Raw genomic sequence first — 25,676 nt, 5'->3', positions numbered from 1 at the left:
CTATTGCCGTCCTCAATGCACACAGCGCGCGCGAGTTCACGGCAAGGCGTATGTCGGAGGTGTAACACTGCGCAAGAAGACACAAGCCGTATTCCATCTGTGCTTGGCGGAGGGGCTTATCGCCGTGTCGGCACGCGGAGAGCTGTGTCCTTAAGGAGATGGAATGCCCCTGCTGGAGCGTGCACCGGAAAGCTGCGGCGCATGGATCTGGGAGCTAGAAGAATATGCTCCGGCAGGGCTAGGTAATGCCTTGTTGGTTGCGGCAGAGGTCGCCTCGGTGCTCGAAAGGAGACGACTCCATAAAGCGAGCGCATTACGTTTTGATTGGTATGCGAAGGAGGGAGGCGGCACGGGTTTCGCGTCGCAACTCAGCCTGCGAACGCCACTGTCGGATCGCAGGCTCACTCAACGAATTCGAGATGCGCAACCGGTCGGTGTGCCGGAAGCCGAGGTCGGTGACATCACTGTTCTCGGTTCTGGTGAGTGGCTAGACGAACAGGGGGTGCCTCACTCAGAAGTTAACCTCATCAGCCTCATTACATCTCCCGACCCTACCGGGCTTGCTATTGAACTTGCGGTCTGTCATGACGTGTGGATGCAGAATGACTTCCGTGGGCGTCCGCATCCCGAGCTGTACCAACGCAACGCGCCACGCCTGGCCGCCGCATTGGAGGAGCTGGACACAGTCCTCGGTGTCACTGCTTTTCCCGGAGAGCCCACTTATTTCGGGATCGCCGAAGGTCATGGCATCGCTATGCCGGATCTCGATAAGGACGGTTTCGGGCCTGATCTTACTGACAAGTTGTGACCGGTCGCTCGGCTTGAGGAATGGTTGGCTGCGCAGCGCGGGGAATGCGCGTGCTGCGTCCGCAGGAGCCGATTCATCGCGTGTTTCTCAATTGGCGTCGGAAAAGAGACGCCCGAGTCGGAGGGAAATAATCCAGAACAAGGTTCCGGGAATGACTTGTAGAAGGACAAGCTGACCCGGGTAGTAGGTAACCAAAGCGAGTTCCTTGGCCTGTCGGTCGGAGCGTTTAGGGACCGGCCAAAGGCTTGACACTTCGAGAGCCGAACCCTCGCCACACCATCGAAGACGTGAGGAGTGGGAGGTGACAAGAAAAATCGATGATCGAGCCCGACTACCGACAGGCCGTACGGGGCGACATAGCGAGGTTCACAATGGACCCTAAGTTCCCTAACAACTTGGATTCAGTGGAAAACGCCTCCTTCTATCGGAGGTGCTAAAGTGATATGCAATTTCCTTCTCGTGGGGTCAGACAGCTTGGATCGCCTTTCGGTTGTGCTTGCCGGTATTTTCGGCACGGCCACGGGAGATGTGGACGTTTCCTCTGTGGATGAGTTCGATTCGCGCAATTGGGAGGCCCATGTCTCTTGTGAATATGAGGGGAAAGAGGGCGACCTGCAATGGTCGCTCAGTGTCTACATCACCGATGCTGTGAGGGTACGTCCCAGCGAAGGTCAACTGGCGGTGGAGATGGCACGTATTTTGGACGTACCGGTGCTGTTTCCTTACGAGGGTTCCATTCCCAGTGTGCGGCGATTGGCAGACCCGGATGGACATTTGCTCTACGCCAGAATCCAGGAGCCTGAGACGGATAGTGGCGGACTTGTCGTACTGCAAGTAGAGCGGCCCGTTGCGGCTTTTCCCGCTGCGGAGGTGTCAATGCTTGCGGACGTAGTTCGGGAACACGTAATCCCTACTCCGATAGTGGAGGGCGCATTTTCTGCGCAGATTGCCCTGAAGGGAACGGGGGCTGTCGTCAGGCTCTGGGAGCGGCTGCTTTTGTGGGAGCGCTTGACGTATCGCCTAGCACACCACTGGCCACCATCTGGTTGGTACGCGGCTGATATGTATATAGACGACCTTCGGGCGCGCGATGAAGCCACTCTCTTGGCGCGGGAACTCGGTGGCGGCTTCGAAGAGGCAGCATCTCAGGCCTTGATCGCGCTCGATGCCAAGTATGACGAACTAACTGTCGATGACGGTGGTAAGGCGTTGTTGGAGGCTTCGGTGGTTTCGGCAGCAGAGGTACATGAAGGAGCATGGTACTGGCGTCGGCGACCCAGGTCTCTGCCCTGGAGAGGCGACCAGGAATCGTCGTAGAGTATCGGAGGTAATCGGTTGCAAATAGGAATCCGACTTCCAGGTTGTGGACTTTGAGTGAAGAGCCGATTAAGCAGGTCACGGATCGCTGCTGAACATTGACTGGAGGGACGAGGGTGCTGCTCTACGTGAAACGCCCTCCCTTCGCGCCTGATGCGGGAGTATCTGCGGCGGATGGCGTTGTGGTCGGAGAAGTTGGGCGGCCTCTCCGATGGGCCATTCACTGACCTGGCGCACGAGGTGTCGCCACGCGTCGTGGGGACGCCCTTCCGGCGAGCAAAAGGGAGGTTTCATCCACCTGACCGGTCCAGCGGAAGTGCTAAACCACGCAGAAGTCAAAGCTGTCAATGACCTGTTATGGGCTCGTCGAGAACGAGGGTTACCTGACGGCCCCGAGGCGCTCCGCGACTTTCGGGCATCAGTCGAGTTCGTCTTCATTCGCGATCAGAAGACAGGCCTTCCGGGCAAACCCGCACCTTTCTGTGCCAACTGTTGCGTCATGTTGCGCGAGGTGCCTAGCAGTAACGGTCGCTTCACTGGCTCTCCGCCGACGGGTGAGAATTGGATTCCGGGATAGATATGAGCAACCGTATTGATATTGACGACGACGACGTGGATATGGACGTCGAGGGGCGCTTGTTCTACCACGGTGCCCCGTACAGCGGAGAGGTGGTCGAGTACCGGGAGAACATTGTGATTCACCTTGACCAGTACGTGGACGGTCGGTTGCACGGTCTGCGACGCGCGTGGTACTCGAACGGAACGTTGAAAGGAGAAGAGATGTGTCGGTATGGCCGTCCGTCCGGCGAGCAAAAGGAGTGGCACCCTAACGGGCAACTCGCGCATCGACAAATTTTCACGTCGGAGAGCGGCAAGCTAGTAGCCGAGTACCACTGGGACGAAGAGGGGCGTGTGACAAGCTCCTGGGTGGCCAGTGAAGGCTGAGAGCGCGTCAGGGCAAGTCGTTCGGGGCGAGCCGTTCGAGCAGGTCGTCGCGCGCTTGTTGGCTGTTGACTGGCGGGCTATGGATGCTGACCTGCGGCACGCGCCGTCCCGGTCGCGCCTGATGCGGGAGTACCTGCGGCGGATGGCGTTGTGGTCGGAGAAGCTAGGTGAATTCGCCGACGGGCCTTTCGCTGATCTGGCACGTGAGGTGTCGCCTTACGCCGTAGTAGAAGAAGAGCGCGTTATCGAGCGGGTGGTTGAGCAACTTGCCGAACGCGGGGCACAAATTCGAGCACAGGCACTGTGCCGTGCGTCCCTGCGCTGGGCAGGATTGCGCGCGAGGAAACCCGCCGGCTCAAGCCTGTTGCCTGACCCTTTCGAGCCTATGCTCATGCTCTTCGAGCGAGGTGGTGGCTTCAATGTCGAGAACGGCGTGGCGGACTTTGGGTTTCTGTGTGTGTCCTTGCGTTCGTGGCAGGAAAATGCTTTGGCAAGCCCTATCGTCGAGCTCGACGATGGGGTGTTGGACGACCTCGACGCGATGGCGGACTAGGACGGCTTGCCCGCTGGGCGGAGAAAGCCCTCCCCGCCTATCGTCGCGCTGACCTCGAATAACCCGAGACTGATTTCTGGTTAGCGTCGTAAAATCAGATTTGCTCTTTCGCTTCAAACGGAACTCCCTACGCGACGAGCTAGCTCGTTATTAGCTAGGAGATCACAGATGCCTACGCGGATCACTCGGGACGATTCCTTGCCCGTTGACGGCGACTCAGCCTTCAGCGGCAAGGCAGACGAAGACACCGAGGAGGGAATAAGTCGCCTGGAAAGTGCGCCGCAGGTGTTCGGGCTGACCTTCGCGGACACCGTGAGTACGGCCGAACTGCACTGTCTGTCCGACCCCGCAGTGTCAAAGGTGGAGACCTGGGAGGCATGGCTGACGGCAATGCAGACTGGTTCCGCGTTGTTCGCCGCTGCGACCGCTCCTGCTGGTACCACGGTTTCGTGTCGCATCGGCGGAAAGGTTCGGTCCATCCCAGCGACGGGGCCGCAGCACTTCACTGACGCGGGAAACTGGCTGACCGCCTTCTGGCTGGCTATCACGTGTCGCGACCAGGCTCGCATGACCGAGCTTAGCCGGGTTTCCATCTCGCTGCTTCGCGAGTCGGGGGCAGTGTATGACGAATACATCTACCACTGGGTGGATTCCCTACAGACTTACTGGGCGGAAGGGCCTGGGCTCGGGGAAAGGCTGGTACATGCGGTCAACGGCACCGATCCGGACGAGGCGGGGATCGCGGGCCGTGAACTGGTGCTGAAAATCCTCTATCCGCCTCTCAACATGTTCTTCCGTTTCGTCGAGCGCGACGTCGCGGCCTTCAACGAGGCACTGGTGCAGGCTCTGCAACTGCACAAGGACTACTGGGCGGCTGACGAGGAGCGCGCCGAGACCACGGCCAGTGCCGTCGCGCTGGGACCACTGGCTGTCGCGTGTCTGGCCTACGACGCCGGTATTCCCATCGACGTCGAGTCGGACTACCTCCCCCGGCATGTCTTGGTGCGTAGTTGGGTTGGCGAGTTCGAGACGTGAGCGACAGCGCTCGGTCGCTTGTCTACGGTCGCGAGTGAACGCGGCAAGCGATCGACCGCCTGCCGCCGAGTACCACACCGCCTAGGTTTTGCGACTGGGTGGCCACGGGCCCGTGCCCAGCCCCGGAGCGCTCGCATCGGGCGTGCTCATGGTGGTGTCGCGCCCGAAAGCCCGGCGGCGAACGGTGACTTGACCTGCGCTGTCGCTTGGTTGCCGCGCTCCAAGTGCCCGGTTGCTTCGACGGCGAGGACGAGGGCGGGGGCGCAAGTAGGCATGAGGTGGGGTGCCCTGGCTGCCTCGGGGGCTGGTGCCGGCCGTTCTGCCTCGGCCTCAACAGGCCGATCACGGTGGTGTGTTGCCTCGTCGCTAGTGCCCAACCAACACAAAGCGGTGGCGATCCTCGTACGAGATCGTGGCGTGTCTTCGTGCGAGGGCTCCTTCTCCGCCCCGCTGTCAGTCCCACCCCGTAAAGTGTGGGCATCGCAACACGGAGCGTGAGGGAGGGGCGCCTTGGCGCGGGACTACGACAGTCAGTTGCTGGAGTCGGTTGCCGTGCGACGGCGGCGGTTGCGGGACGCTTCGTTGTTCGGCGCGCAGCGCTCGCGTCGGACCCTTGACGAGAACGTGGGCAAGTTATTCGGGGGAATCGCCTTGGCTGCTGTCGTGTGTGCCGGGTGCGTCGGGTGGTCCTTCATTTCGGAGAAGTTCGCCGACAAGGAGAAGCAGGACCAGCGGGACGCGTATCGGTCGGCTGTGGTGGTGCGGGACGGTGAGCCGCGGGGTGTTGAGCTGTGGACGCCGGTGGGGCGGGTGGGCGCCTCGTGGTGAGTTCGGCGCAGCGGCGTGCGGGGTTGAGCCGGGTGACGTTGGTGGGGGAGCGTCGGCGGATTGACATGTTGCTGCCCGCCGACGAGCCGGTGGGTGAACTGCTGCCCGACATCCTGGAGATGATGGGCAGCCGGCCCACACACAAGCCGATGCTGCGCCGGCTCGTGCTGGCCAACGGGGCGGTGCTGGCCCAGGACGACACGCTGGAATCCCTGAACGTGCCTGATGGCGCGGTGATTCGGCTCGTACGGGAGCAGGAGACGCCGGCAGCGCCCGTGGTGCACGACGTGACGGATGAGGCTGCTGAGGACCTCGATGTGCGGGGTTGGCGCTGGAACGAGCGGGCCCGGGTGTGGACGGCGGGTGCAGCGCACCTCGTGCTTGCCCTGGTCGCCGCCGGGTACGCGCGGGACTGGCTCGGGGCCGACAGGACAGGCGTCCCGATCGTGGTCACAGCGCTGGTGGCCGCTGCCATGGGGGCGCCGGTGGCGCGTTGGGCCAACCACATGCTCGGCACGGTCCTCATCCTCCTTGGCGGGGTGCTCGGTGTGTTCGGAGCCTGGACTGTTACTGCCGCGTCCGGCGTCGCCGAGACGCGGCTCGCGGCAGTTGGCCTCGCGGTGACCGGCACGCTCGCGCTTCTTGGTCTGTGCACGCCGGCCGGGCGGGGCGGGTTGGTGGGGGCGGGGGCCGTCGCTTTGGCCACGGGCGGCTGGGAACTGGGCTGGATGCTGACGGACGGCTATCGGGTGGGCGTCGCTGTGGGGACGGTCTCCGTGCTGGCGCTGGGTTTTCTGCCACGGCTCGCGCTGATGAGTGCGGGGTTGACTCGGCTTGATGATCAGCGCTCCGGTGGTGCTTCGGTGAGCCGGCACGGGGTGGATGTGGCGCTGTCCGCCACGCACCGCGGGCTTGTGCTTGCGACCGTGACCGCGGCCGGTTCCGCGGCCGTGGGTGGCTGGTTGGCGTTGGAGCGAGCCGACGCGTGGACCGTGACGGTGGTGGTGCTGCTGGCTGTTGTGCTGCTGTCCCGAGCGCGGGCCTTTCCGCTCGGCCTGGAGGTGGTGGCGCTTCAGGGGGCCGCTGTGGTGTTGGCGGTGCGGCTGGTGGTGCTGTGGTCCGACCGCGGTACGACGTATCCGCTGATCGCGTTGGCCGGTGCGGCCGTGGTGCCGCTTGTGGTCCTCGCGGTGCGTCCGCCGGACCATGTGCGAGTACGGCTGCGGCGACTGGCGAACCTGGTCGAGTCGGTGGGTGTCGTCGTGCTGATACCCGCGGCCATCGGGGCCTTCGGCGTATATGACCGGCTGTTGAACACGTTCTGAGAAGGGGCTATGTCGGCAGCGCAGCGGGACTGGCAACACGAGGTGTTCCGAGACCTGGGCGGCGGCCCGCGCGGTGGCGTGCCTCCCGCACCCGTGCCTGAGCCCGCCCCGCCGGCCTTGCCCGCGTCGGCGCCGACACCGGCAGCGCCCGCGCTACCGACAGCGCCCGCGTCGAGGACCTCTGCGCCGGCAGGACCCCAACCCCCGGCCCAACCTCCGGCCCAACCTCCGACCCAGGACCAGGGGCCCGGCCCGGGTCAGCACCAGGCATCCCCTTCGGGGGCTGCGCAGCACCAGCAGCCCTCGGCGTCCGATCAGTTGCCCCCGTACAGACAGCCGGGGGTCCCGCAAGGCCGACCAAGCCCGCACGACCACCCAATTCCGCACGACCAACTGCCCGCTCCCGGCCCTGGCCCCGCTCCCGCACCCGACCCCACCCCCACCCCGCAACCTCCCCCGCTTCCCAGCCCCGAGTCCGTGCCCGTCGTGCGGCCCGAGATAGCGCGGGTGGAGGGACGGGCGAGGAGTGGCGACAGCGTGGCTCGGCGCACCGGGCGGACGTTGCTCAGGCTCGTGTCCTCCGCGACGCGGGAGAGCACCGCCGTCACCGAGGCCGCCCGTGCCATTCAGCAGCCGGTGACCACCGGACGTCAGATAGCCGTCACCAGCATCCGCGGCGGTTCAGGCAAGTCCACTGTTGCCGCGCTGCTCGCCCTCACCTACGCGCACTACCGGACGGACCCGGTACTGGCAGTGGAGGCCGATCCCGCGCTGGGTACGCTGCCTCGGCGGCTGGGGGTTGCGGAGGTGCGGTGGACCTGCGCCGATCTGGCCCGCATTGTCGATCCGTCGATGCGCATCACCGACCTCACCGGGTATCTGGTGCCGCATGCGGGTGGTGGTTGGTTGCTTCCGGGTAGCCAGGGGGCAGTGGGCACGCAGCTCGACATCGAGGCGTATCGGACGGTGATGACGTCCGTTCGGCGGTACTTCGGCATGACGGTCGTGGACTGCGAGACGCTGCCGGCCGAGGTGGCTCGCACGGCCCTGACCACCACACAGGCTCGGGTGGTGGTCGCCCCTGCGACCGTGGAGGGCGTCGCCGCGACGCGCGCCGTGCTCGACTGGGTCGGCGGGCTGCATCGCAGCATGCTGCCGACGACCGTGGTGGTCCTCAACCACACCGTGCCCCACGCCAGTCTCGATGCGGGCAAGGCCGCCGAGCACCTGGGCAGGGACGGTGCGCAGGTGGTGACGTTGCCGTATGACCGGCATCTGGCGCCGGGCGGGATCGTGCGTACGCGGCTGCTCGCACAGCGGACCGTGGACGCCACCGCCCAGCTAGCGGCGGCCGTGCTGGACCGGGCCGTTTCACGGGAGCGGCGGCGATGAGCGTACGCGTCGTGCACCGCCCGGCCCGTACCACCCGCCCGCTCCCGGCGCCCGCCGAGCGGCACCTCGAACCGCCGCCTAACCTGCCGGAGAGCAAGGCGAGTTCGGCGGCCACTTCGCTGCTGCCCATGGCGGGGGTGCTCAGTTCGGTGGTGATGATGACCGTCGTGCGCAACAGCCAGTTCGCCGCGATCGGCGCGGTGGTGCTGGTGGTCGCGGTCATCGGGGGTGTGGCGCTGTTGTTCTCTCAGCGCGGGCGGGCCCAGCGCACTCGGCGTACGCAGCGCGAGCGGTATTTGGAGTACCTGGAGGAGTTGCGGGAGGAGCTCAGTGCCGAGAACCGCGAGCTTCGGGCGGCGGCGCGCGTGCTCGCGCCGCCGCCGGAGGCCCTGTACGACCTGGTGAACGACCCCGCCAGATTGTGGGAGCGGCGCCGGCTGGAGCGGGACTTCCTCGATGTAAGGGTCGGTACCGGTGAGGCCCCGGTGCGGACCTTGGTCATGGAGCGGCAGGCGAGTACCGTGCTGTCGCCACCCGACCCCTTCATGTTGAATGAGGCAGCTGGTCTCCAGGAGCGGTTCGCCACCGTGCCCGAGGCGCCGCTGACCGTGTCGCTGGACCGCGCGGGCAACGTCAGCGTGGTCGGGGAACGGGCGCACGTGCTGGGGATCGCCCGGACCATCGCCATGCAGGCAGCCGTCTTGCACGCACCCGACGATGTGGCGTTCGCACTGTCGTGCCCCGAGTCGCGGCTCGCTGACTGGGCGTGGGCCAAGTGGTTGCCGCACATTCTTGATCCGCAGGCGTGGGATGGGCCGGTGAACGCCCGGCGGATCGCCCCCTCGGCGCGGGAGTTGGATGCCGCGCTCGGTGCTGAGCTGCGGCAGCGGGCCGCGTACGCAGCGGAGGTGCGGCGCGGCCTCGCCGGCCGGGAGGCGTTGCGGCTCGGCAAGCGGCTGCTGCTGATCCATGACAGCCACGGGGATACGGCGCATGAGCCGCACCGCCCCGATGAGGCCATCACCCTGCCCGACATGGGGGTGACCGCGCTGCATCTGCTGGCCCGCCGCGTGGACGAGCCGGGCCAGGTCTCCATACGCATCAGCGCGGGCGACGATGGGCGGACCGTGACCGTGGAGGATCTGCGCGGCGACGAGCCGGTCACGTTCCATGGCACCTTGGACGAGGTCACCGCGGCCGGCGCGCTGGGCCTGGCCCGGCTCATGGCCCCGTTGCGGCTGTCGGCGGAGTCGGCCGCAGCGGGCACTCCGCTGTCCGGGCCGGTGGACTTCCCCGCGCTGATCGGGGTGGATGACCCGGGCGCCCTGGATATCCCCAGGCTGTGGGCGCCGCGCCGGGACCAGAACTACCTGCGGGTGCCGATCGGTTTGAGCGACGCCCGCGAGCCGGTGCTGCTGGACCTGAAGGAGTCCGCCGAACTGGGCATGGGGCCGCACGGGTTGTGCGTGGGCGCTACCGGTTCGGGCAAGAGCGAGCTGCTACGCACCCTGGTGCTCGCCCTCGTCACCACGCACCCGCCGCAGGATCTGGCGATGGTGCTGGTGGACTACAAGGGCGGCGCCACCTTCGCGCCCTTCGCGCCACTGCCCCACGTGGCCGGCGTCATCACCAACCTGGAGAACAGGGCCGGGTTGGTGGAGCGGGTGCACTCCAGCCTGTCCGGCGAGGTCAAGCGGCGCCAACAGGTACTCAAAGATGCGGGGAACATCGCCGACATCTCTACGTACGCCGCTACTCGCGCCCAGCGCCCCGAACTCGGTTTGGAGTCGCTGCCGCATCTGTTCGTGGTCATTGACGAATTCGGTGAACTGCTGACTGCCAAACCCGATTTCATCGACCTGTTCCTGTCCATCGGGCGCATCGGGCGCTCCATCGGGGTCCATCTACTGCTGTCCAGCCAGCGCATCGAGGGCGGCAAGCTCAAAGGTCTGGACACCTACCTCTCCTACCGGCTGGGCCTGCGCACCTTCTCGCCCGACGAGTCGCGCACCGTCTTGGACACCACCGACGCCTTCCATCTGCCGCCCATTCCCGGCTTTGGCTATCTGAAGGTGGACACCAGCGCGTACGAGCGGTTCAAGGCGGGGTATGTGTCGGGGCCCTATCGAGGCCCGGCCCGGCACGACGTTGAGGAGGAGCGGGGGCCGGCGGCCTTGCCGTACCCCACGTACAACACCCTGGCCACCGGGGAGGACGGCGGCGGCACCGGCGAGGGCGAGCCCGGGAGCCCGGCCGCGCCGGCGCGCCGTACGGTCGGGCCCACGCTCATGTCCACCATGGTTGACCAGCTCATCGGCGCGGCCCCACCGGTGCAGCAGATTTGGCTGCCGCCGCTGCCCGAGGCACTCACCTTGGACGCGGCGGCCGGCCCGGTGCGGGCGGGCACGCGCGGCATGGAGTTGGCGGGCCGGCCGGGTGGCGGTGCGCTGCGGGTGCCGCTGGGCCTGCTCGATGACCCGGCGCGGCAGTGGCAGGGCCAATGGGTCCTGGACCTGACCGTCGCCGGTGGGCATGTTGCCGTCATCGGCGGGCCAGCCTCGGGCAAGACGACCCTGCTGCGCACTCTGGTCCTCGCGCTCGCGCTGACGCACACGCCGCAGGAGGTTGGCGTCTACTGCCTCGACCTGGTGGGGGGCGGGCTCCAAACGATGGCCGGCCTGCCGCACGTCGGCGGGGTCGCGGGCCGGTCGGACCGGGAGCGCGCGTCCCGTACGGTCGAGGAGGTGCGCAGCATGCTCGCGGCCCGCGAGGAGGCATTCCGCGAGCACGGGATCGACTCCGTGGAGGAGCTGCGCCGGCTGCGGGCTCGGGGCGGGCTGCCCGAGTTGGGCTCCACCGACATCGTGCTCGTCGTCGATGGGTTCGGCGAACTGCGCGATACGTTCGAGGCGTTGGACGACCCGGTGACCGAACTCCTCAAGCGCGGAAGTGGCTACGGCATCCATGTTGTCGCCGGCATGCTGCGCTGGAACGAGGTGCGCATCGTCGCCCAATCCGCGTTCGGCACCCGGATCGAGCTCCGGCTCAACGACCCGTCGGACAGCACCGTCAACCGCCGTCTCGCCGAAACTCTCAGTCCTGACGAGCCGGGTCGGGCGCTGACCGATGCCAAGCTGTTCGCACAGGTGGCCCTGCCTCGTATCGACGGCCTGGGGGTGGCCGACGAGTTGGGTGGCGCCACCGAGCACGCGGTGCGCGCGGTCAGTTCGGCCTGGTCGGGCCCCGCGGCGCCGCCCGTGCGGGTGCTGCCTGCCCGGCTGGGCCTGCACCGGCTGCCAGGCCCCGAGGCTGAACCGCGCCGGGTCCCGGTGGGCCTTGACCAAAACGCGCTCAGGCCAGTGCTGCTCGACCTGTTCCGGCAGGATCAACACCTGCTCGTCCTCGGCGACGGCGAGTGCGGCAAGACCAACATGCTGCGGCTCATCGCACGCGGCCTGATGGAGCGGTACGCGGATGACCAACTGGTCTTCGCGGTGCTGGACCCGCGGCGCGGTCTGCACAGTTTGGTGCCCGATGACTACCGGGGTGGTTACGCGCACAACGCCAAGTTGGCCACCGGGTTATCCGGTGCTATCGCCACCGAACTGGCCAAGCGGTTGCCGGACGAGGCGATGGCCCCCGAACAGCTCGCCGCGGGCGGAATCGATTTCTCGGGGCCGCGGATCGTGGTGCTCGTGGACGACTACGACGTGTTGGCGGTGGCCGGCCAGCAGCCACTGGAACCGTTTCTGCCCTACCTGCCCTCGGCACGTGACATCGGACTCCACTTTGTCGTCACCCGGCGGGTGGCCGGTGCATCGAGGGCCATGTACGAACCGTTTTTGATGACGATGCGCGAGAGCGGGACCGCCGCCCTGGTCATGACAGGCGACCGGTCGGAGGGGCAGCTTTTCCCCGGCGTTTACGCCCAGAACCAGCCCGCTGGCCGGGGCACCTTTGTCCGCCGTGGCGCCCCGCCACGCCTGGTGCAGACGGCAGTGGCACCGGATTCCGTAGTACGGGAACGAGAGGACGAGCACAGGTGAGGGCCGTATGACCAAGGACGTGATCGCGCTTACCGAGCGCATGCCCCAAGCCTGGAGCCTGATGGCCGGGTTGGTGTCCGGCGGGCCCGATATGACCATGGCCACGGCAGCCGATGGGGCGGTAGTTCAGCTTTGTGATGCCGATGGGCGCCCGCTGGTCTCCATCGAGACGCCCCTACTGATCCGGGTGCCCGGCGAGGCGGCCCGGCTGCTCGACGTACGGGTGGAAGGACCGGTGTGGTGGACGGAGATACGAGCGGCGACCGCGGCGCAGCGGTCCGGGCGGCTCGCCGGCGTCATCGCCTCGCGGCTCGTATCCCAACTCGGCGGCAGCGTTTGGCCTCGCGAGGCGGCCGTCACCGACTTCGGCAGGCCGGTCACCGATGTGGCGAGTGCGACCGCGCCCGCCGCCGCCCAGCCTGCCGTTGACGTACTGAGCGACAAGGTGGCCGTCGTCATCCAGGATCGGCCGCTGGTGGCGATGACGTCATGGCTGGCGGAGGCGCTTGAGGCCGCGGTGAGCAGCGACCGCGGATTGCAGATCGTCACGCAGGCGTCGGCGCGGCTGACGCTGCCCCTGCGGGCAGCGCTTTCGGGCGCCCCCAATCGCTGGGTCGTGGGCGATGGTGTGGGCGGTTACTACGACGGTCTGTCGGGCAGTGAACTGCGCTGGACGGACGGCGCCTTCGTCGCCACGGGCGTCCCGGCGCCTGCTTTCCTTGCCGCCGGCGAGTCGCAGATAACGGGCTGCCAGCTCGCCCTCTCCTTTCGTACGCGCAAACCGGCTGAGGCCGATCTCCTGCTCGGGGGCGCGCTGGAGTGCGCCTGGCGGCGCCTGACGGGTGGGCCGCCGCACGGCTGGGGCAGCGCAGAACCGGCCGGTCAGCCCTGGTCCCGTCCCGAACTCACGGACTTCGTCCGGGAGCGCTCGCCGCAACCTACCTGGACGGTTGCCGTTGGCAGCCCAGACCACCCGGCGCTTGCGACGCTGCGTACGGGGCTCACGACCGGTGGTGTCGAGGAGGACGCGACACTCACGCTGGGCTTCCCGTCCCCGGCCGACGAGCCCGACTCCGACTGCTTCGCCGACCTCGTCGCCGAGCTGGCGGCCGAGCATGGCCTGGTCTCCCTCCTGGTGCAGCGACGTGCGGCCCGAGCGGACCTGACCGTGCCGCCGGTGCTGGAGGGCGCGCCCGTACCGCTGGGCTTCGCACTGGGGCGCGACGACGTGCGCGCCATCGGCGTCACCGCCGCCCGCCGCCCCCCATCGCTGGCACGCCCGGTACAACTGGGCTCGCGCGACAAGGCCGCCTTCTACTACCCCCTCGACGCGTCCGCGGCAGGCCCCGGCTGGGCCTCCCTGGAGCGGCTGATGTCCTATCTGTATGGCGATGCGCTGGCCGGTGTGCGGGTCGCACCGGCTGCGGCGGACGACGAGGAGCGAAGCGGCCCGGGCAATGCGGGGAGCGCCGCGCCCAAGTAGCGCCCGCCCGGCCGGCTGACCGCCGCCTCACAGGCCGGGTGGGGCACCGTGCCCCGCAGCGCGGACGTAGGCTGTTTCGGTGGCATGCGTCGGACGGGTGGTCCAGTCGGCACACGCCCCACCGTGGGCGTTCGACGGGGTGCCCACGCCCCGCGGGTGCGCGCGGCCCGGGGGCGCGCAGCGTACTCAAGAGGCGCTTGCCGTGCGCGTAGGGCGTGCGGCAGCGTGGGCGGGTGGGGAGGCGTCGTGCGGAAGCCTCGCGCGGCGGGCCGGGGGGGAATCCTGGTGCGGGCGCGTGCCCGAGTCCCGGACGCGTGCCCGGGATTGACGTTGTTCATGACATCGACTCCTGCCGTGCTCCGGTGGCGCCCGCGCCAACCGGGTGGCGCGGTTCGGACCACCGGGGGGAATCCGTGCTGAGGGTGGACTGGCGCCTTTTCCGTACACAGGAGGTCAGGCCCGTCCCGGAACCCGTGGCCACGCCGCGCGTGCTGGGCGTGGCGTACGGCGGGGCGTTCGCCTTGGTCGCGCTGCTCGGCGCCCTCGGCCTGCTCAGGGACCCGGGCACCGTGCTAGCCGTGCTGTCGGCCCTGGCCGTGGGCCTGGGGATCTGTGCCCGGTTGATCGCCGCCCCGGGCATCGCCGTGGTGTGCTGGGTGTTCCTCAACAGCTTCGCCGTCACCCCGCGGGGGCGGCTGAGCTGGGCCGGCTATCCGGAGGCGGGCCGCCTCGGGTCCCTCCTGGCCGCCGCCGTGCTGGGCACTCTCATCGCCCGCATAAGTCACGCCCGTAGGGCGTACCGCCGCACGACCACGGGGAACGGCTGAAGCGCAGCACCAACGCCCCCACCGCACCAACAGTCCCACCGCGCACCAGCAGCCCCCCAACGCCCCCACCGCGCAGCAACCTCACCAAGCGCCCCCATTACAAGCACCCCACTCTGCCGCTCAATTGCCCCGATAGCGCACCAAAAGCATGGCCGCGTCGTCATGGAGAGGGCCGCCCGCATAGGTGACCAGGTCCTTGCGTAGTGCCTCCACCGCGTCTTCCGGGTCTGCTTCCCGTAGCAGGGCGGCGCGTGCGTCGAGGGGGTAGAACTGGCCTTGGGTGTTGCGGGCCTCGCTGACACCATCGGTGTAGAAGAGCATCTGGTCCCCGCGGGCGAAGTCCACCGTGTGCGGATGTGGGCCCTTCATGCCGTGCAGGGCGAGGCCGAGGGGCAGGGCGCGTTCGGGTGGGGCGAGGAAGGTTGCGCCGCCGTTTTGCCACACCAGGAGCGGGGCCGGGTGGCCATAGTTGAGCAGGGTCATCGACCGCTCGGTGGTGGACTCGGCGAGCACCGCGGTGACGAATTTCTCCGCCGTCAGATGACGATCCAGCGCATGCTCAAGCCGTTCCCCCACGGCCGTCAGTTCGGGCTCGTCGTACGCGGCCTCGCGGAAGGCGCCCAGCACGACCGCCGCCGTTTCCACTGCCTCCAGGCCCTTGCCCTGGACGTCACCCACGATGGTCCGTACCCCATACGGCGTGGCCACGACCTCGTACAGATCGCCGCCGATCCGGGCGTCGGCCATCGCCGACGTGTACGAGACGGCCACCCGCAGCGACCCCGCACATCGCGGCACCGGGCGCAGCAGGACGCGCTGCGCCACCTCGGCGATCGACCGCACGCTAGCCAGTTCCGCCTCGCGTCGCTGCCGCATCACCGCCGCGACCAGGCCCGCCACCGTTACGCCGGTGACCGACACCAGCGCGGTGATCCCGCGGCGGTGCGCCCACAATCCGTCGTACAGGCCAAGGCCCAGGCTCAGCGCGAGCGCGAGGGCGCCGATCCACGCCGTACGCCGCCAGCCGCCGACGAGGCCGGCGAACGCGGGCCCCAGCGATATCAGGGGCAGAAATCCCGCGTCCGAGCCGGCGGCCACGTCCACCACGGCCACGATCGCCATCACCGCGTAGGGGATAGCCGACAGCACGCGAGAAGGCCGATTCATCATCACCACCGGACACATAACCTTTCGTCAGGCCCGCGCCCCTTGCACGCCTACCGGCCCAGCCTCCCGAACGGAAAATCCGTCCGGGCCGCGCGGCACCGCCCCTGACCCGGCCCCGCACTCCAACGCTCAATCACCACACGTCATCGAACCATCATCACGTACTCGCGAGTACCAACCCGCAGTGCGGGCAGCGTCGGGGGCGAGTGGACAGCCGAGGACGGCCGCGCACAGGAAGGGCGGCGAACCCCTACTGCCCTCCGTCGAGTGTGCACCGCCCCCGCTCGTCCGTCTCTGATCCGTGCACCCCGTTTTTGTCCGTTTCCAGGCCGTGCGCGCTCCCTATCCACCCGCATGGTGTTCCTGTGTTCCGGGCCGTGCGCGCTCCCTGCCCGCCCCTGCTTTTTCGTTTGTTCCGGGCCGTGCGCGCTCGGCGTCCGCCCCCGCTTCGTTCGTCCGTCCTTGGTCTGGCCGTTCGTTGACCGGCCGCCTTTTCGGTCGCGGCGCAGAGCGCGTACGGGGCTTCCGCGCGGTGCGTCAGGCCCGTAACGGCGCCTGATGACAGTCGTTGCAAAGAGCGATGCCTACGCCCTCAAGCGGCACTGCCGCCACGCCTGTTGTGGTCATTGGGGCCGGCCCCAGCGGCCTGGCCGTTGCCGCGCGACTGCGCAGGGCCGACGTGCCCGTCGTCGTCTACGAGCGTGCCGGCCGGATCGGCGCGCACTGGCGCGGCCACTACGACCACCTGAGCCTGCACACCACCCGGGCGCTGTCCCGGCTACCCGGTCTGCCGATCCCGCGCGCCGCCGGTCGCTGGGTCGGCCGCGACGATTGGGCGCGCTACCTGGAACGTTACGCCGACCACCACCGGATCGACGTCCGTACCCATACGGTCGTGGAGCGGATCGAATTGGCGGCCTCGCTCGCCGACGCCGACCAGACGCCGTACCCCGCCGCGCTGTGGCGGGTGCGTACCGGGAGCGGAGTGCTTCGGGCCCGCGCGGTGGTCGTGGCCACTGGGCGTAACCATACGCCGCGCCTACCCCAGTGGCCGGGGCGCACCACGTTCACCGGCACGCTGCTGCACTCGCGGGACTACCGCAGCCCCGCCCCGTACCAAGGCCGCGAGGTGCTGGTGGTCGGCGCAGGCAACAGTGGTACGGAGATCGCCGTGGCGCTGGCCGAGGCCGGCGCCGCCCGGGTGTGGCTGTCCCTACGCACCCCGCCGCACATGGTGCCGGCGGCCACCAACCGATGGCAGTTGGCCGGCCTCTGGGCGCACCGGCTTCCGCCCGCCGTCGGGGATCGGCTCAACGGCCTCATGCGGCGCCTGCTGCTGCCGGATCTGACCGGGCACGGCCTGCCAGAGCCGACCATGGGCCTCTACACCCGCTCCGCGCGGGATGAGATGAGCCCGGTACACGACCGGGGCATCGTCGAGGCCATCCGCGCCGGGCGGGTGCGGCCCCGCGCCGCCGTCGTCGGCATCGATGGCGCTCGCGTTGTGCTGGCCGATGACTCCGACGTACAGCCGGAGGCCATCATCGCCGCCACCGGCTACCACTGCGGCCTCGGCTCCCTGCTCGACGCCCTGCCGGTGCTACGCGCCAACGGGGAGCCGGTCGTACGCGGCGCCGAGACGAGCCCGTGCGCCCCGCACCTGTACTTCGCCGGGTACGGCAACCCGCTCAGCGGGGCGCTCCATCAGGCGGGCATCGACGCGCGGAACATCGGCCGCGCGCTGCGCCGCGCCTCAAGGCCCCGCGCTGCCACGGCATGACGGGGGCGGGGGCACGCCGCGCGACGGAATATCCGTACGCGGCGTGCCCCCGCCCCGAAGTCGTCCTCATTGCGTGTCACTCACCGTGTCACCTGTGGTGACCATGTCAACACGCTGCGAGGGGTGAAGCGTTGATCAAACGCCCGTTACGGGATCAAGCGCCCGTTGACGGGATCAGATACCCGCGACGGGATCAGACGCCCGCGACGGACTGAATCCAGGAGCGGTACGCCGTCACGTTCGTGTACGCCGTGGTGGTCTGCCGGTCGCTGGTGGACGCGACACCGACCTGGATGCCGTTTGCCATCATCGGACCGCCGGAGTCGCCACCGGCCGTGATGCCGTTACCGCGGCGTGCGCAGATCGCGGAGCCCTGGTAGGCATCACTGCAACCACCGGTCACGGTCACGTTCGCGACCTTCAGGAACTGCGACTGGCAGTTGATCTCCGAGCCGCACTGGGACGTGGCGCCCCAGCCGTAGACCTGGACGCTCTGGCCGACGGACACCGAACCCGGCTGCCCGAGCCGCGCGTAGGTCGCCGAGACGGAACGGTCGAGGCGGACCAGCGCGAGGTCCGACGAGGAGTGGGTCACGGTCTGAGCGCCATTGGCCATGGTGCCGCCGCTGGTCTGGTCGAGGCTGCCGATGCGGAACGACAGCCCACCGCCGGTGACGCAGTGCTTGGCGGTGAGAATCCAGTTCGAGGAGATGATCGTGGCGGTACAGGTCTGCCGTCCGTTGGAGAACAGCCGGGCCGCCCAGGGACCGCTCTGCGCCTGCCCACCACCGATGATCGGCTGCGGGCTTCTCGGCTGCTCGACGCTGGGCGCCTGTGTCGCGGGCTTGTCCGCGGCGGTGGCGGTGACGGAGAGGGTAAGGACGGAAAGCAAAGCGGCCAGGAGTGTGGGGATTAGCCTGGTTATTCGCAAGGTTCCTCGTTTCCAAGACACACGAGAGATCGTGTGTGGTGGGCAGGGGCTACCAGGATTACGAAAGCTAGTTGAACAGGGTAGTAACAATGTTCCATAACATTCGGATATAGCGCTGGCGGCCCTTGGGTGATCCCTTGCGAGGGCGTTGGGTCTGCTGGTGACGCGCGACGCGCCCGTAAAAGGCCAGGTCGGGGCGGGTGGAGCGTGATCTATTGCGGGTGATCGGGCGGCTTTTCCCGGAAGCTAATTTCTCCGCATAAAGGGCGTAAAGGCGCGAGAATGGCGCACATCTTTCCCATCTCGCTCAAAGGCCGCTTTAAGTTTGTTGAGTGGGAATTTACGTTTCTTGGGTAGGAAAGAGTGAGGTAATCGGAATGGGAAAGCCGTCGCGGAGAGCGCCCCAGCGTTCGGGGAACTCGGCGTTCGAGAACCCGGCGTTTGGGAGGGGACCCGCCGTAAACGTCCTCTGATAAAGCTGACGAGGAAGTGGGGCCGGAAGGTTCCCCGCGGCGATGCCCAGAGCGCCTGACGGCCCACCGTTCACGGCTCGTTCACACGTCACACGGGCCCCGTTCGGGCGGCGTCCGGGCCGTGTGCGGGCGGCGTCCGGGCCGTGTAGGGCCCGCTCCAGCGCCCGTACGAGGCCCACATGGCCCAGCGGTATAGCGTGGCCCGGATCGGTCGGCGAGACGGCACACGATGCCGCCCCGGTCGGGGAGCAGAAGCAAAGAAGAAGCGTGAGGAGCGGGGTCGGCGGTGATTCGGGTGGTGATCGCGGACGACGAGATGATGGTCCGGGCGGGGATCAAGGCAATCTTGTTGGCCGCTCCCGGTATCGACGTGGTCGCCGAGGCGGGCGACGGGCGGGAGGCTGTCGAACTCGTCCGCAAACACCGGCCCGACGTCGTACTCCTGGACATCCGCATGCCGCGGCTCGACGGCTTGGAGGCCGCAGCCCAACTACGGGAACTCGCCCCGGACACCGCGGTCGTCATGCTCACCACCTTCTCCGAGGACGCGTATATCGCTGCCGCTCTCTCCCTGGGGGTCAGTGGCTTTCTGCTCAAGTCCGGCAACCCGCGGGAGTTGCACGCGGGCATTGAGGCGGTCGCCGATGGTGCGGCCTTCTTGTCCCCGAGGATTGCCCAACGGGTCATCGCCCTCGGTGACTTCTCCGCCAAGCGCGGCGCGGCGCAGACGCGCATCGAGGCCCTTACCCCGCGCGAGCGCGAGGTGCTGGCCCTGGTCGGCGCCGGACTCGCCAACGCCGAGATCGCCGACCGACTCCATGTGGTGGAGGGCACCGTCAAGGCGTACGTGTCCACGATGCTCGCCAAGCTGGAGCTGAAGAACCGGGTGCAGGCGGCGATCCTCGCGTACGAGGCAGGGCTTGCGGGCTGACCGCCCGGCGGGGCCCTTCGCTGTGGGCCCCGGCTAGCCTCACCGGTGTGCTGACCCGCTTCGTTCGTCCCTGGTGTGCACTCGGTTCTTTGGGGAGTGCGCTCGCCGCGACCCTCGTCATCGGCGCGGCCTTTCCCGACGAGCTGCCGGTGGGCCTGGTCGCGGTCGCGATGGCCGGGGGGTGTGTGGGTGGGCGGTGGAGCCGTTACGACCGGCTGGCCCGGTGGGCGTTCGGTGCCGTCGCGGCTGCCGGACTGCCGGTCGTCCTGCTCGCCGGGCACGATGGTTGGCAGTGGGTGTCGCTGCTGGCCGTGCTCGGCGGCGCGGTCGTTACGCCCTGGGCGCTCGGTCGAGGGTGGCGCCGGCAGGTCGAGCGGGGGCAGGCCGCCGCCGCGGAGACGGCACGCCTACGCGAGCGCAACCGCATCGCCGAGGACATGCACGATTCGCTCGGCCATGACCTGAGCCTGATCGCCCTGCGCGCGGGCGCCCTGGAACTCGGCTTGGCGGGGCCGCAACAGGACGCCGCCGGCGAGGTACGCGAGGCCGCCGCATCCGCCACCGAACGGCTGCGCGACATCATCGGCGTCCTCCACGACGGCGCCGCCGCCGCGCCCCGCGCGCCAGCCGGCGACATCGGGCACCTCATCGAGGGGGCCCGCGCGGCCGGCGTCAGGCTCACCCTGCACGACGAGGCGGGCGAACTGCCCGGCGATCTCGCTGTTACCGCCCACCGTGTCGTCCAGGAGGGACTGACCAACGCGGCCAAGCACGCGCCACGAGCCGCCGTCGAGGTGCGGCTGGCGCGGAAGGCGGGCGCCCTGTGCGTATCCGTGGCCAACGGTGGCCGCTCTGGAGCCGCGCACCCTCCCGTCTCGGGCGGCGTCGGTCTCGTCGCACTCGGCGAACGAGTACGGCTGGCCGGCGGAAGCCTGACGGCCAGCCCCCAGCCGAGCGGTGGCTGGCTGCTGACCGCGGTGCTTCCGCTGTAGCGGCGGCGACCCGAACGCCCTCGCGGGCAAGGGCAGCGGGTCACGGGTGACGGAGCACGGCTTTACGGGTTACGGAAGGTCACCTCGGGGTGAGCGTGCGACGGGCCGGTCAGCAGCCGCTGGTGAACTCCGCGCAGGTGTTGATCGAAGAAGGCGCCCACATACGCAGTGGTGATCTTGCCTGCCCGACGCCCGGGGAGCGGGGCGGTGGGGTCCGTGATGCCGAGCTGGGCGCCGAGGACCGGCAGGTCGAGGAAGGAGAAGTGGCCCGCTCCCCGCACCGTAAGCCAGCGCTTCCAGCCGTCGAGCCGTGCCCAGTCGCGTGGCCAGGTGGTGTCCGCGCCGTTGGGGGCGTGGTCGGTCTCGGTCCCGAGCATCAGGAAGGGCCGCGCTCCGAGGCCGGATCGCGGCACCGGGGCGAAGAACGAGCCGTCCATGTTCACCCCCGCACGGATGCGGTGATCCACGCTCATGGCGTACGCCGCGGCATTGCCGCCGATCGAATGGCCCGCCGCACCGATACGGGAGAAGTCGATCATCGCGGAGTGTTGCCAGCGGGCCGGCTGGCCCGAGACGGGGTGGCGCCGCTTCAGCTCGTCGATGACAAAGGAGATGTCGGCCGCCCGATCTTCGGCGGCCTCGCCCATGCGCCTCTTCTCCGCCGCGTCCGTCGGCTCTTGTTCCACCACCTCGCAGGCTCGGCAGGTCAGGACGCGGCCCCCGGGAAAGGTGGTGCCGAACGTTTCGTAGGCATGGTCGAGCAGAGCGACGACGTATCCGCGCGACGCCAGGTCCTCGGACAGCAGAGTGAGGGTGGCGCGGGGGAGCGTGAAGCCCGGTGAGAGCACCAGCAATGGATGGGTGCCACGGGCAGGCCGTGCGTCGGTACGGGCGTGGGTGCGGGTCGCACTGACCTGCTCGGCGTCGAGCACGGCGTCCAGCTTCTTCCCCTGGAGGAAGAGTCGGACCTCCTCGATGGACATATAGGGGGCACGGGCCTTGCCGCTCCCACCGCCGTCGAGGCGGGCCGGGTGGGCCGGGCGGGCCGGGTAATAAACAGACACCATCAACTCCCGCTGGGCGCTGGGCACCCAGGGGTCCTGCCGGGTGTGATCCACGAGGTGGCGGACGTTCCGTCCGACCGCGTACGGCCCGCTGAGTCGAGGAATCCTGAGCTGGGTGTCCGCAGCAGGTGCGGCGGTACGCGAAGAGATCGCCTGCGCAGCAGCAGTACGCGCAGACGGGGCCGAGGCGGCCGACTGTGGTGCGGCGGCGCTGGCGTAGGCCGTGCTGAGCGGCAGCGCCAGCGCCAGCGAGAGGACCAGGGCGGCGGATGTACGGCGTATGCGGGACATGGCCCGAGCGTAGAAACCCCAGGTCGCCGCGCTGCACTGGCAAAAGGCAGCCGTACACATGACTTTGGTGCATGTCGCGCCTTGTCTTACGGCTTACGGCTTACGGCCACCCGACACATCGGGCGACCCACTCCACCAGCCCACCACTGCGCTAGCTCACTAACCCGTCACCGCAGCGCGGCCCGGCGGCCGGTGGATGGCCCGCGGGGGTGCGGAACACGTAGCTATGCCTTGGACTCACGAAAATCTATTGCGGCTGGAGTAGACATTGCTGTTGTAGCTGGCTAGAGTTTCTCGTGTAGCCAACGACATCACAGATGCGCGGCAGAGACGAACTGGCGCGCTGAGCACGGGGCACGACAGCGGACTCGTGGAGCCAGCAAGACGAAAGGGTTCCACGCGTGGTTGTCGGGCCAGGCGGCCTCAAGGGCCGCCGAGCCGGATTTCCGTGCAGAGCAGCACAGCAGCAGTACAGAGGAGTGCGACCCAAAGGAGGAGCAACACCATCAGGATCGCCCGAGCGAAGTGCCAGCTCACTCGGGTACCGCAGCTCCCGGATTGGTAGGTGGTCCCCAGTCACGCGTTCGCGACCCCCGCATCTTCGGGCTCCCAGCCGAACATGCGGTAGACGAAGGCCGACGCACAGCGTCGGCGGATGGTGTTGAAAACCCCTCGGGGCCCTGGTGCCAGATGGCGCCGGGGCCCCTCGACGCGTTGCCCGAGAGGTGCCCATGCCCCCGGCAGACCGCCCGCGTGCTCCGCGCGACAGTGATCGATTCGATGATGACGACTATCCCGCCTACACCATGGGGCGCGCCGCGGAGATGATCGGCTCCACCCCTGGTTTCTTGCGGGCCCTTGGTACGGCCCGGCTGGTCACCCCGCTGCGTTCCGAAGGTGGTCACCGCCGCTACTCCCGCTACCAGTTGCGCATCGCCGCCCGAGCGCGCGAACTCGTCGATGGCGGCACGCCGATCGATGCCGCGTGCCGCATCGTGATTTTGGAAGACCAGCTCGAAGAGGCCCTGCGGCTCAACGAGGAACTGCGCCGGAACGAGGCGGGAGCCGAGAACGCGGCCGGGGGCGCGGCTGAAGGGGCGGCTGGGCCCGCGGCTAACGGCGCGGCCGGGGGTGCGGCGGGGGAGGCCGCTGAGAGGGAAGGCCCCTGAGCCCTGAGTGCCGGCGTTCGGTCACGCGTCGTCCCGCGGGCGTTGGCCCGCAGGCGACGGCCCGCTCCGGGCGGGGCGCCCTCTCTAGCCCTGCCTCGTCCTCCTGCCTGTATTCCCCTGCCTCCGCCCCCCTGTCCTCGGCGTGACACTCCACTCGCTGAGACCGCATATCTATCGTGACGGGTGCAGACATGCGAGGAAGCTGTGATGAGGCTTTATGATGCATCAAGGGCAGATAGGTGGCGTGTCGTGCTCGGCCGTGCTTGGTCGTGCTTGGCGTGCTACTGTTGATCTCAGTTGTTGCAGTTGTGCTTCCGTATTTCCGGTGTTGTTTTCCGGACGGGGCAAAAATCGCGGCGACGCGGGGCTCGCGCAGTGCGGGTTCCGGCGCACTGCCCCGAAGGAGATTTAGATTATGGCTACTGGCACCGTCAAGTGGTTCAACGCGGAAAAGGGTTTCGGCTTCATCGAGCAGGATGGCGGCGGCGCTGACGTCTTCGCCCACTACTCGAACATCGCGACCCAGGGCTTCCGCGAGCTGCAGGAGGGTCAGAAGGTGACCTTCGACGTTACGCAGGGCCAGAAGGGCCCGCAGGCCGAGAACATCGTTCCTGCCTGACGCTGAAGCGTGTTTCGCAGCCGGGACCCACGCCTTTGGGTGCGGGTCCCGGCTCGTTCATTTCTCCGGTTGTTCCCCCTGCCTCGCGGCGTTGTCGCAGGTGGGGGCCCGGGTTTTTCGCCGCAGTCTCCTCGCGAGGCCGCCGCACAGCCCCAGCGCACGCCGCCCGGCAGCTGCCGCCCATGGCGCCCTTTGGGCCTTCGGCCCCGCACACGGCTCGGCACTATGGCCCATCGCTCCGCGCTTCTTGTGTGTCCGACGTCTCGGATCACACTCCTGCTGCTCGGCCCGGGCTCGTCTTTCTTGTTCCTCCCTGTTTCTCGGCTCGTCTGCGCCACGCTGCGCCCGAGCCGGACACCTGCTCAGATGCGACGGAGCGGCCGATATGCGGCCCAGGTGACCGAAGTCAGTTCACCCACCGCCGCAGCAATTCGTGGTTCACTGACTTCACCCGCCTGTGGGGCCTGGCCACCACTTGCACACCGCTCACCCGCTCCGGAACGTCTTCTTGCGATGCGTTCCTCTGAAACGCCTCAGTACGACGCGGCACGTGCCTTGCGCGACCGCACGCAGCACGCTCCCCGCTCCCCCCGTGGTTGACGACGAGGGTTATGCCCTGGGAGTCCCTGTTCTGTCCCGCTGATCCGACTCGGGCCGGCACTGTACGTACGGCTCCCGAAACCCCTTGAGGCACTATGCGTTGCGTCATCGCCCGTTTCCCGTTCAACCTGGAAAAGAACGACGTCGAGCAAGCGATGAAGGGCGTCAAGCCCGAGCCCATCACGGGTGAGTCCGTGATCGTCGGTCGCCGGCACTACCCCGTCAAGCAGGTGGGGGAAGCGATCACCAGGCAGGACCGTCGTGACTTTTCCGCCGGCGAGGTGACCAGGGCGCTTACCCGTCTCGGCTTCACCTGCCGCTCCGTCCCCGCCCCCGCTGCTCCCGTTGACCTCAGCCCGGTCGAGGCTGCGTCGGCGATGCTCGGGGAGGCCACCCCCGCGGTGACCGACGCCGGTGGGCCAGAGGCCACCCAAAGCTGAGCAGCCCCGGCCGAGCCGGTGCGCTCTGTCTTTCGCTTCATGTCTTCGACCTGTGGCCAGCCCCTGGGCCCCGGTCGGGGCCCTTGCGGCAAGGCCAGCCGCCCGCCCAGGGGCGGCGGGCGGCGGCTGTGCGGTCAGCGGTAGGCGACGGGTGTGGCAATGAGTGTGATGACGGGCGCTGGGTCAGCGGTCGGAGTAGCTGAAGTCTCCTACCGTCCAGGCACTGACGTCCTTGATGGCAATGCGGTACATTCCACCGGTTTCGGGAATGCCCAGGCTGCCCTGGAGAATCCTCGCGACGTGGAAATGCAAGTGTGAGGGAACCTTGCCTCGCTGGGCGCGGCGATCCGCTCCCTCCCCTGTGAAGATGGGGGCGAAGGCGCCCAGTTGGTTCGAGTCCTTGAGGACCTCGGCCACTCGCTCTCGCCAGACGGCTTCCGGTGCCAGCCGTCCAGTGATGACGGCGCCGGGGACTACCACGGTGAGAGACATCTGATTGGTGTGCTCTGACTCCACCGCGGTGGCGATATCGACGAGCAGATCATCAGGCTTCGACATGGATAGCGATGCTACCGGGCGGGCACCGGTCAAGGGTCAACTTTCGCGCCGCTGTTGCTCCGTTGCGTGCTGTGTCCGTGCGGGACGCGAAGGCGCGGGATG

At 68.1% G+C, this 25,676-nt stretch carries 21 protein-coding genes; 17 read left to right on the top strand and 4 right to left on the bottom strand.

All coding sequences use genetic code 11. The annotated features are described in order from the left end of the window. Window positions 1–163 precede the first annotated feature (163 nt). The 11 genes from FHS42_RS04650 (at window position 164) to FHS42_RS04600 (ending at window position 14,559) form a co-directional block, all read left to right on the top strand. Window positions 164–808: a hypothetical protein gene (locus tag FHS42_RS04650; protein ID WP_184569238.1), complete on the top strand. Its 645-nt coding sequence runs from the start codon at window positions 164–166 to the stop codon at window positions 806–808. Window positions 809–1,267: 459 nt separating this feature from the next. Next, complete coding sequence (locus tag FHS42_RS04645; protein ID WP_184569237.1) at window positions 1,268–2,125, top strand: hypothetical protein; 858 nt, start codon at window positions 1,268–1,270, stop codon at window positions 2,123–2,125. 579 nt (window positions 2,126–2,704) lie between these two features. Then, window positions 2,705–3,070, top strand: coding sequence for a toxin-antitoxin system YwqK family antitoxin (locus FHS42_RS04640; protein WP_184569236.1), 366 nt, complete (start codon window positions 2,705–2,707; stop codon window positions 3,068–3,070). Between the two features lie 79 nt (window positions 3,071–3,149). Beyond that, entirely contained in the window at window positions 3,150–3,623 is a 474-nt protein-coding gene (locus tag FHS42_RS04635) for a hypothetical protein (protein WP_184569235.1), read from the top strand. Between the two features lie 168 nt (window positions 3,624–3,791). Then, entirely contained in the window at window positions 3,792–4,658 is an 867-nt protein-coding gene (locus FHS42_RS04630) for an immunity 49 family protein (protein WP_184569234.1), read from the top strand. A 510-nt stretch (window positions 4,659–5,168) separates the two neighbouring features. Beyond that, on the top strand, window positions 5,169–5,486 hold the full coding sequence (locus FHS42_RS04625) for a hypothetical protein (RefSeq protein WP_246494197.1): 318 nt from the start codon (window positions 5,169–5,171) through the stop codon (window positions 5,484–5,486). Then, complete coding sequence (locus FHS42_RS04620) at window positions 5,480–6,811, top strand: EsaB/YukD family protein (protein ID WP_312866723.1); 1,332 nt, start codon at window positions 5,480–5,482, stop codon at window positions 6,809–6,811. Before FHS42_RS04625 ends, FHS42_RS04620 begins: the two co-directional genes overlap by 7 nt. A gap of 537 nt (window positions 6,812–7,348) precedes the next feature. Next, window positions 7,349–8,203, top strand: coding sequence for a CpaE/TadZ family protein (locus FHS42_RS36585; protein WP_246494196.1), 855 nt, complete (start codon window positions 7,349–7,351; stop codon window positions 8,201–8,203). Beyond that, window positions 8,200–12,249, top strand: a complete 4,050-nt coding sequence (gene eccCb, locus FHS42_RS04610) for a type VII secretion protein EccCb (RefSeq protein ID WP_184569232.1) — start codon at window positions 8,200–8,202, stop codon at window positions 12,247–12,249. The genes FHS42_RS36585 and eccCb overlap by 4 nt, the downstream gene beginning before the upstream one ends. A gap of 7 nt (window positions 12,250–12,256) precedes the next feature. Then, on the top strand, window positions 12,257–13,732 hold the full coding sequence (locus FHS42_RS04605) for a DUF6177 family protein (protein ID WP_184569231.1): 1,476 nt from the start codon (window positions 12,257–12,259) through the stop codon (window positions 13,730–13,732). Window positions 13,733–14,205: 473 nt separating this feature from the next. Beyond that, a complete protein-coding gene (locus tag FHS42_RS04600; RefSeq protein ID WP_312866722.1) occupies window positions 14,206–14,559 on the top strand; it encodes a hypothetical protein in 354 nt (117 codons plus the stop codon). A 120-nt stretch (window positions 14,560–14,679) separates the two neighbouring features. On the opposite strand, the gene FHS42_RS04595 is transcribed toward FHS42_RS04600, so the two are convergent. Next, complete coding sequence (locus FHS42_RS04595; RefSeq protein ID WP_184569726.1) at window positions 14,680–15,729, bottom strand: PP2C family protein-serine/threonine phosphatase; 1,050 nt, start codon at window positions 15,727–15,729, stop codon at window positions 14,680–14,682. A 577-nt stretch (window positions 15,730–16,306) separates the two neighbouring features. Between FHS42_RS04595 and FHS42_RS04590 the strand changes: the two genes are divergently transcribed. Beyond that, on the top strand, window positions 16,307–17,506 hold the full coding sequence (locus FHS42_RS04590) for a flavin-containing monooxygenase (protein ID WP_184569230.1): 1,200 nt from the start codon (window positions 16,307–16,309) through the stop codon (window positions 17,504–17,506). A 193-nt stretch (window positions 17,507–17,699) separates the two neighbouring features. On the opposite strand, the gene FHS42_RS04585 is transcribed toward FHS42_RS04590, so the two are convergent. Next, window positions 17,700–18,437 carry a S1 family peptidase gene (locus FHS42_RS04585; RefSeq protein ID WP_184569229.1) on the bottom strand — a complete coding sequence of 246 codons (738 nt, stop codon included), beginning with the start codon at window positions 18,435–18,437 and terminating at the stop codon, window positions 17,700–17,702. Window positions 18,438–19,196: 759 nt separating this feature from the next. On the opposite strand from FHS42_RS04585, the gene FHS42_RS04580 reads away from it, so the two are divergent. Together FHS42_RS04580 and FHS42_RS04575 are read left to right on the top strand one after the other, a co-directional pair. Further along, window positions 19,197–19,841: a response regulator gene (locus FHS42_RS04580; RefSeq protein WP_184569228.1), complete on the top strand. Its 645-nt coding sequence runs from the start codon at window positions 19,197–19,199 to the stop codon at window positions 19,839–19,841. 47 nt (window positions 19,842–19,888) lie between these two features. Then, the gene (locus FHS42_RS04575) at window positions 19,889–20,833 is read left to right on the top strand and encodes a sensor histidine kinase (RefSeq protein WP_184569227.1); all 945 of its coding nucleotides are present in this window, start codon (window positions 19,889–19,891) and stop codon (window positions 20,831–20,833) included. A 62-nt stretch (window positions 20,834–20,895) separates the two neighbouring features. Here FHS42_RS04575 and FHS42_RS04570 read toward each other — a convergent pair whose 3' ends face one another. Further along, a complete protein-coding gene (locus tag FHS42_RS04570) occupies window positions 20,896–22,188 on the bottom strand; it encodes an alpha/beta hydrolase family protein (RefSeq protein WP_184569226.1) in 1,293 nt (430 codons plus the stop codon). Between the two features lie 731 nt (window positions 22,189–22,919). Between FHS42_RS04570 and FHS42_RS04565 the strand changes: the two genes are divergently transcribed. The 3 genes from FHS42_RS04565 (at window position 22,920) to FHS42_RS04555 (ending at window position 25,016) form a co-directional block, all read left to right on the top strand. Further along, on the top strand, window positions 22,920–23,357 hold the full coding sequence (locus tag FHS42_RS04565; RefSeq protein ID WP_246494195.1) for a MerR family transcriptional regulator: 438 nt from the start codon (window positions 22,920–22,922) through the stop codon (window positions 23,355–23,357). Window positions 23,358–23,772: 415 nt separating this feature from the next. Then, complete coding sequence (locus tag FHS42_RS04560) at window positions 23,773–23,976, top strand: cold-shock protein (RefSeq protein WP_010986199.1); 204 nt, start codon at window positions 23,773–23,775, stop codon at window positions 23,974–23,976. Between the two features lie 695 nt (window positions 23,977–24,671). After that, on the top strand, window positions 24,672–25,016 hold the full coding sequence (locus FHS42_RS04555; protein ID WP_184569225.1) for an SCO5918 family protein: 345 nt from the start codon (window positions 24,672–24,674) through the stop codon (window positions 25,014–25,016). A gap of 183 nt (window positions 25,017–25,199) precedes the next feature. On the opposite strand, the gene FHS42_RS04550 is transcribed toward FHS42_RS04555, so the two are convergent. Then, on the bottom strand, window positions 25,200–25,574 hold the full coding sequence (locus FHS42_RS04550) for a GvpU-like protein (RefSeq protein ID WP_184569224.1): 375 nt from the start codon (window positions 25,572–25,574) through the stop codon (window positions 25,200–25,202). Window positions 25,575–25,676 lie beyond the last annotated feature (102 nt).

Source organism: Streptomyces zagrosensis (genome assembly GCF_014203645.1).
Classification (GTDB): Bacteria; Actinomycetota; Actinomycetes; order Streptomycetales; family Streptomycetaceae; genus Streptomyces; species Streptomyces zagrosensis.
The sequence above is the reverse complement of the archived record's forward strand: the minus strand, read 5'-3'. Positions and strand labels throughout refer to the sequence as shown.

What these genes read in the sequence shown, in the direction of transcription:
- FHS42_RS04565 (WP_246494195.1), top strand. Translation starts at nt 22,920, where the DNA reads ATGCCCCCGGCAGACCGCCCGCGTGCTCCGCGCGACAGTGATCGATTC.
- FHS42_RS04555 (WP_184569225.1), top strand. Translation starts at nt 24,672, where the DNA reads ATGCGTTGCGTCATCGCCCGTTTCCCGTTCAACCTGGAAAAGAACGAC.
- eccCb (WP_184569232.1), top strand. Translation starts at nt 8,200, where the DNA reads ATGAGCGTACGCGTCGTGCACCGCCCGGCCCGTACCACCCGCCCGCTC.
- FHS42_RS04640 (WP_184569236.1), top strand. Translation starts at nt 2,705, where the DNA reads ATGAGCAACCGTATTGATATTGACGACGACGACGTGGATATGGACGTC.
- FHS42_RS04635 (WP_184569235.1), top strand. Translation starts at nt 3,150, where the DNA reads ATGGATGCTGACCTGCGGCACGCGCCGTCCCGGTCGCGCCTGATGCGG.
- FHS42_RS04550 (WP_184569224.1), bottom strand. Translation starts at nt 25,574, where the DNA reads ATGTCGAAGCCTGATGATCTGCTCGTCGATATCGCCACCGCGGTGGAG.
- FHS42_RS04560 (WP_010986199.1), top strand. Translation starts at nt 23,773, where the DNA reads ATGGCTACTGGCACCGTCAAGTGGTTCAACGCGGAAAAGGGTTTCGGC.
- FHS42_RS04595 (WP_184569726.1), bottom strand. Translation starts at nt 15,729, where the DNA reads ATGATGAATCGGCCTTCTCGCGTGCTGTCGGCTATCCCCTACGCGGTG.
- FHS42_RS04570 (WP_184569226.1), bottom strand. Translation starts at nt 22,188, where the DNA reads ATGTCCCGCATACGCCGTACATCCGCCGCCCTGGTCCTCTCGCTGGCG.
- FHS42_RS04605 (WP_184569231.1), top strand. Translation starts at nt 12,257, where the DNA reads ATGACCAAGGACGTGATCGCGCTTACCGAGCGCATGCCCCAAGCCTGG.
- FHS42_RS04590 (WP_184569230.1), top strand. Translation starts at nt 16,307, where the DNA reads ATGCCTACGCCCTCAAGCGGCACTGCCGCCACGCCTGTTGTGGTCATT.
- FHS42_RS04630 (WP_184569234.1), top strand. Translation starts at nt 3,792, where the DNA reads ATGCCTACGCGGATCACTCGGGACGATTCCTTGCCCGTTGACGGCGAC.
- FHS42_RS04650 (WP_184569238.1), top strand. Translation starts at nt 164, where the DNA reads ATGCCCCTGCTGGAGCGTGCACCGGAAAGCTGCGGCGCATGGATCTGG.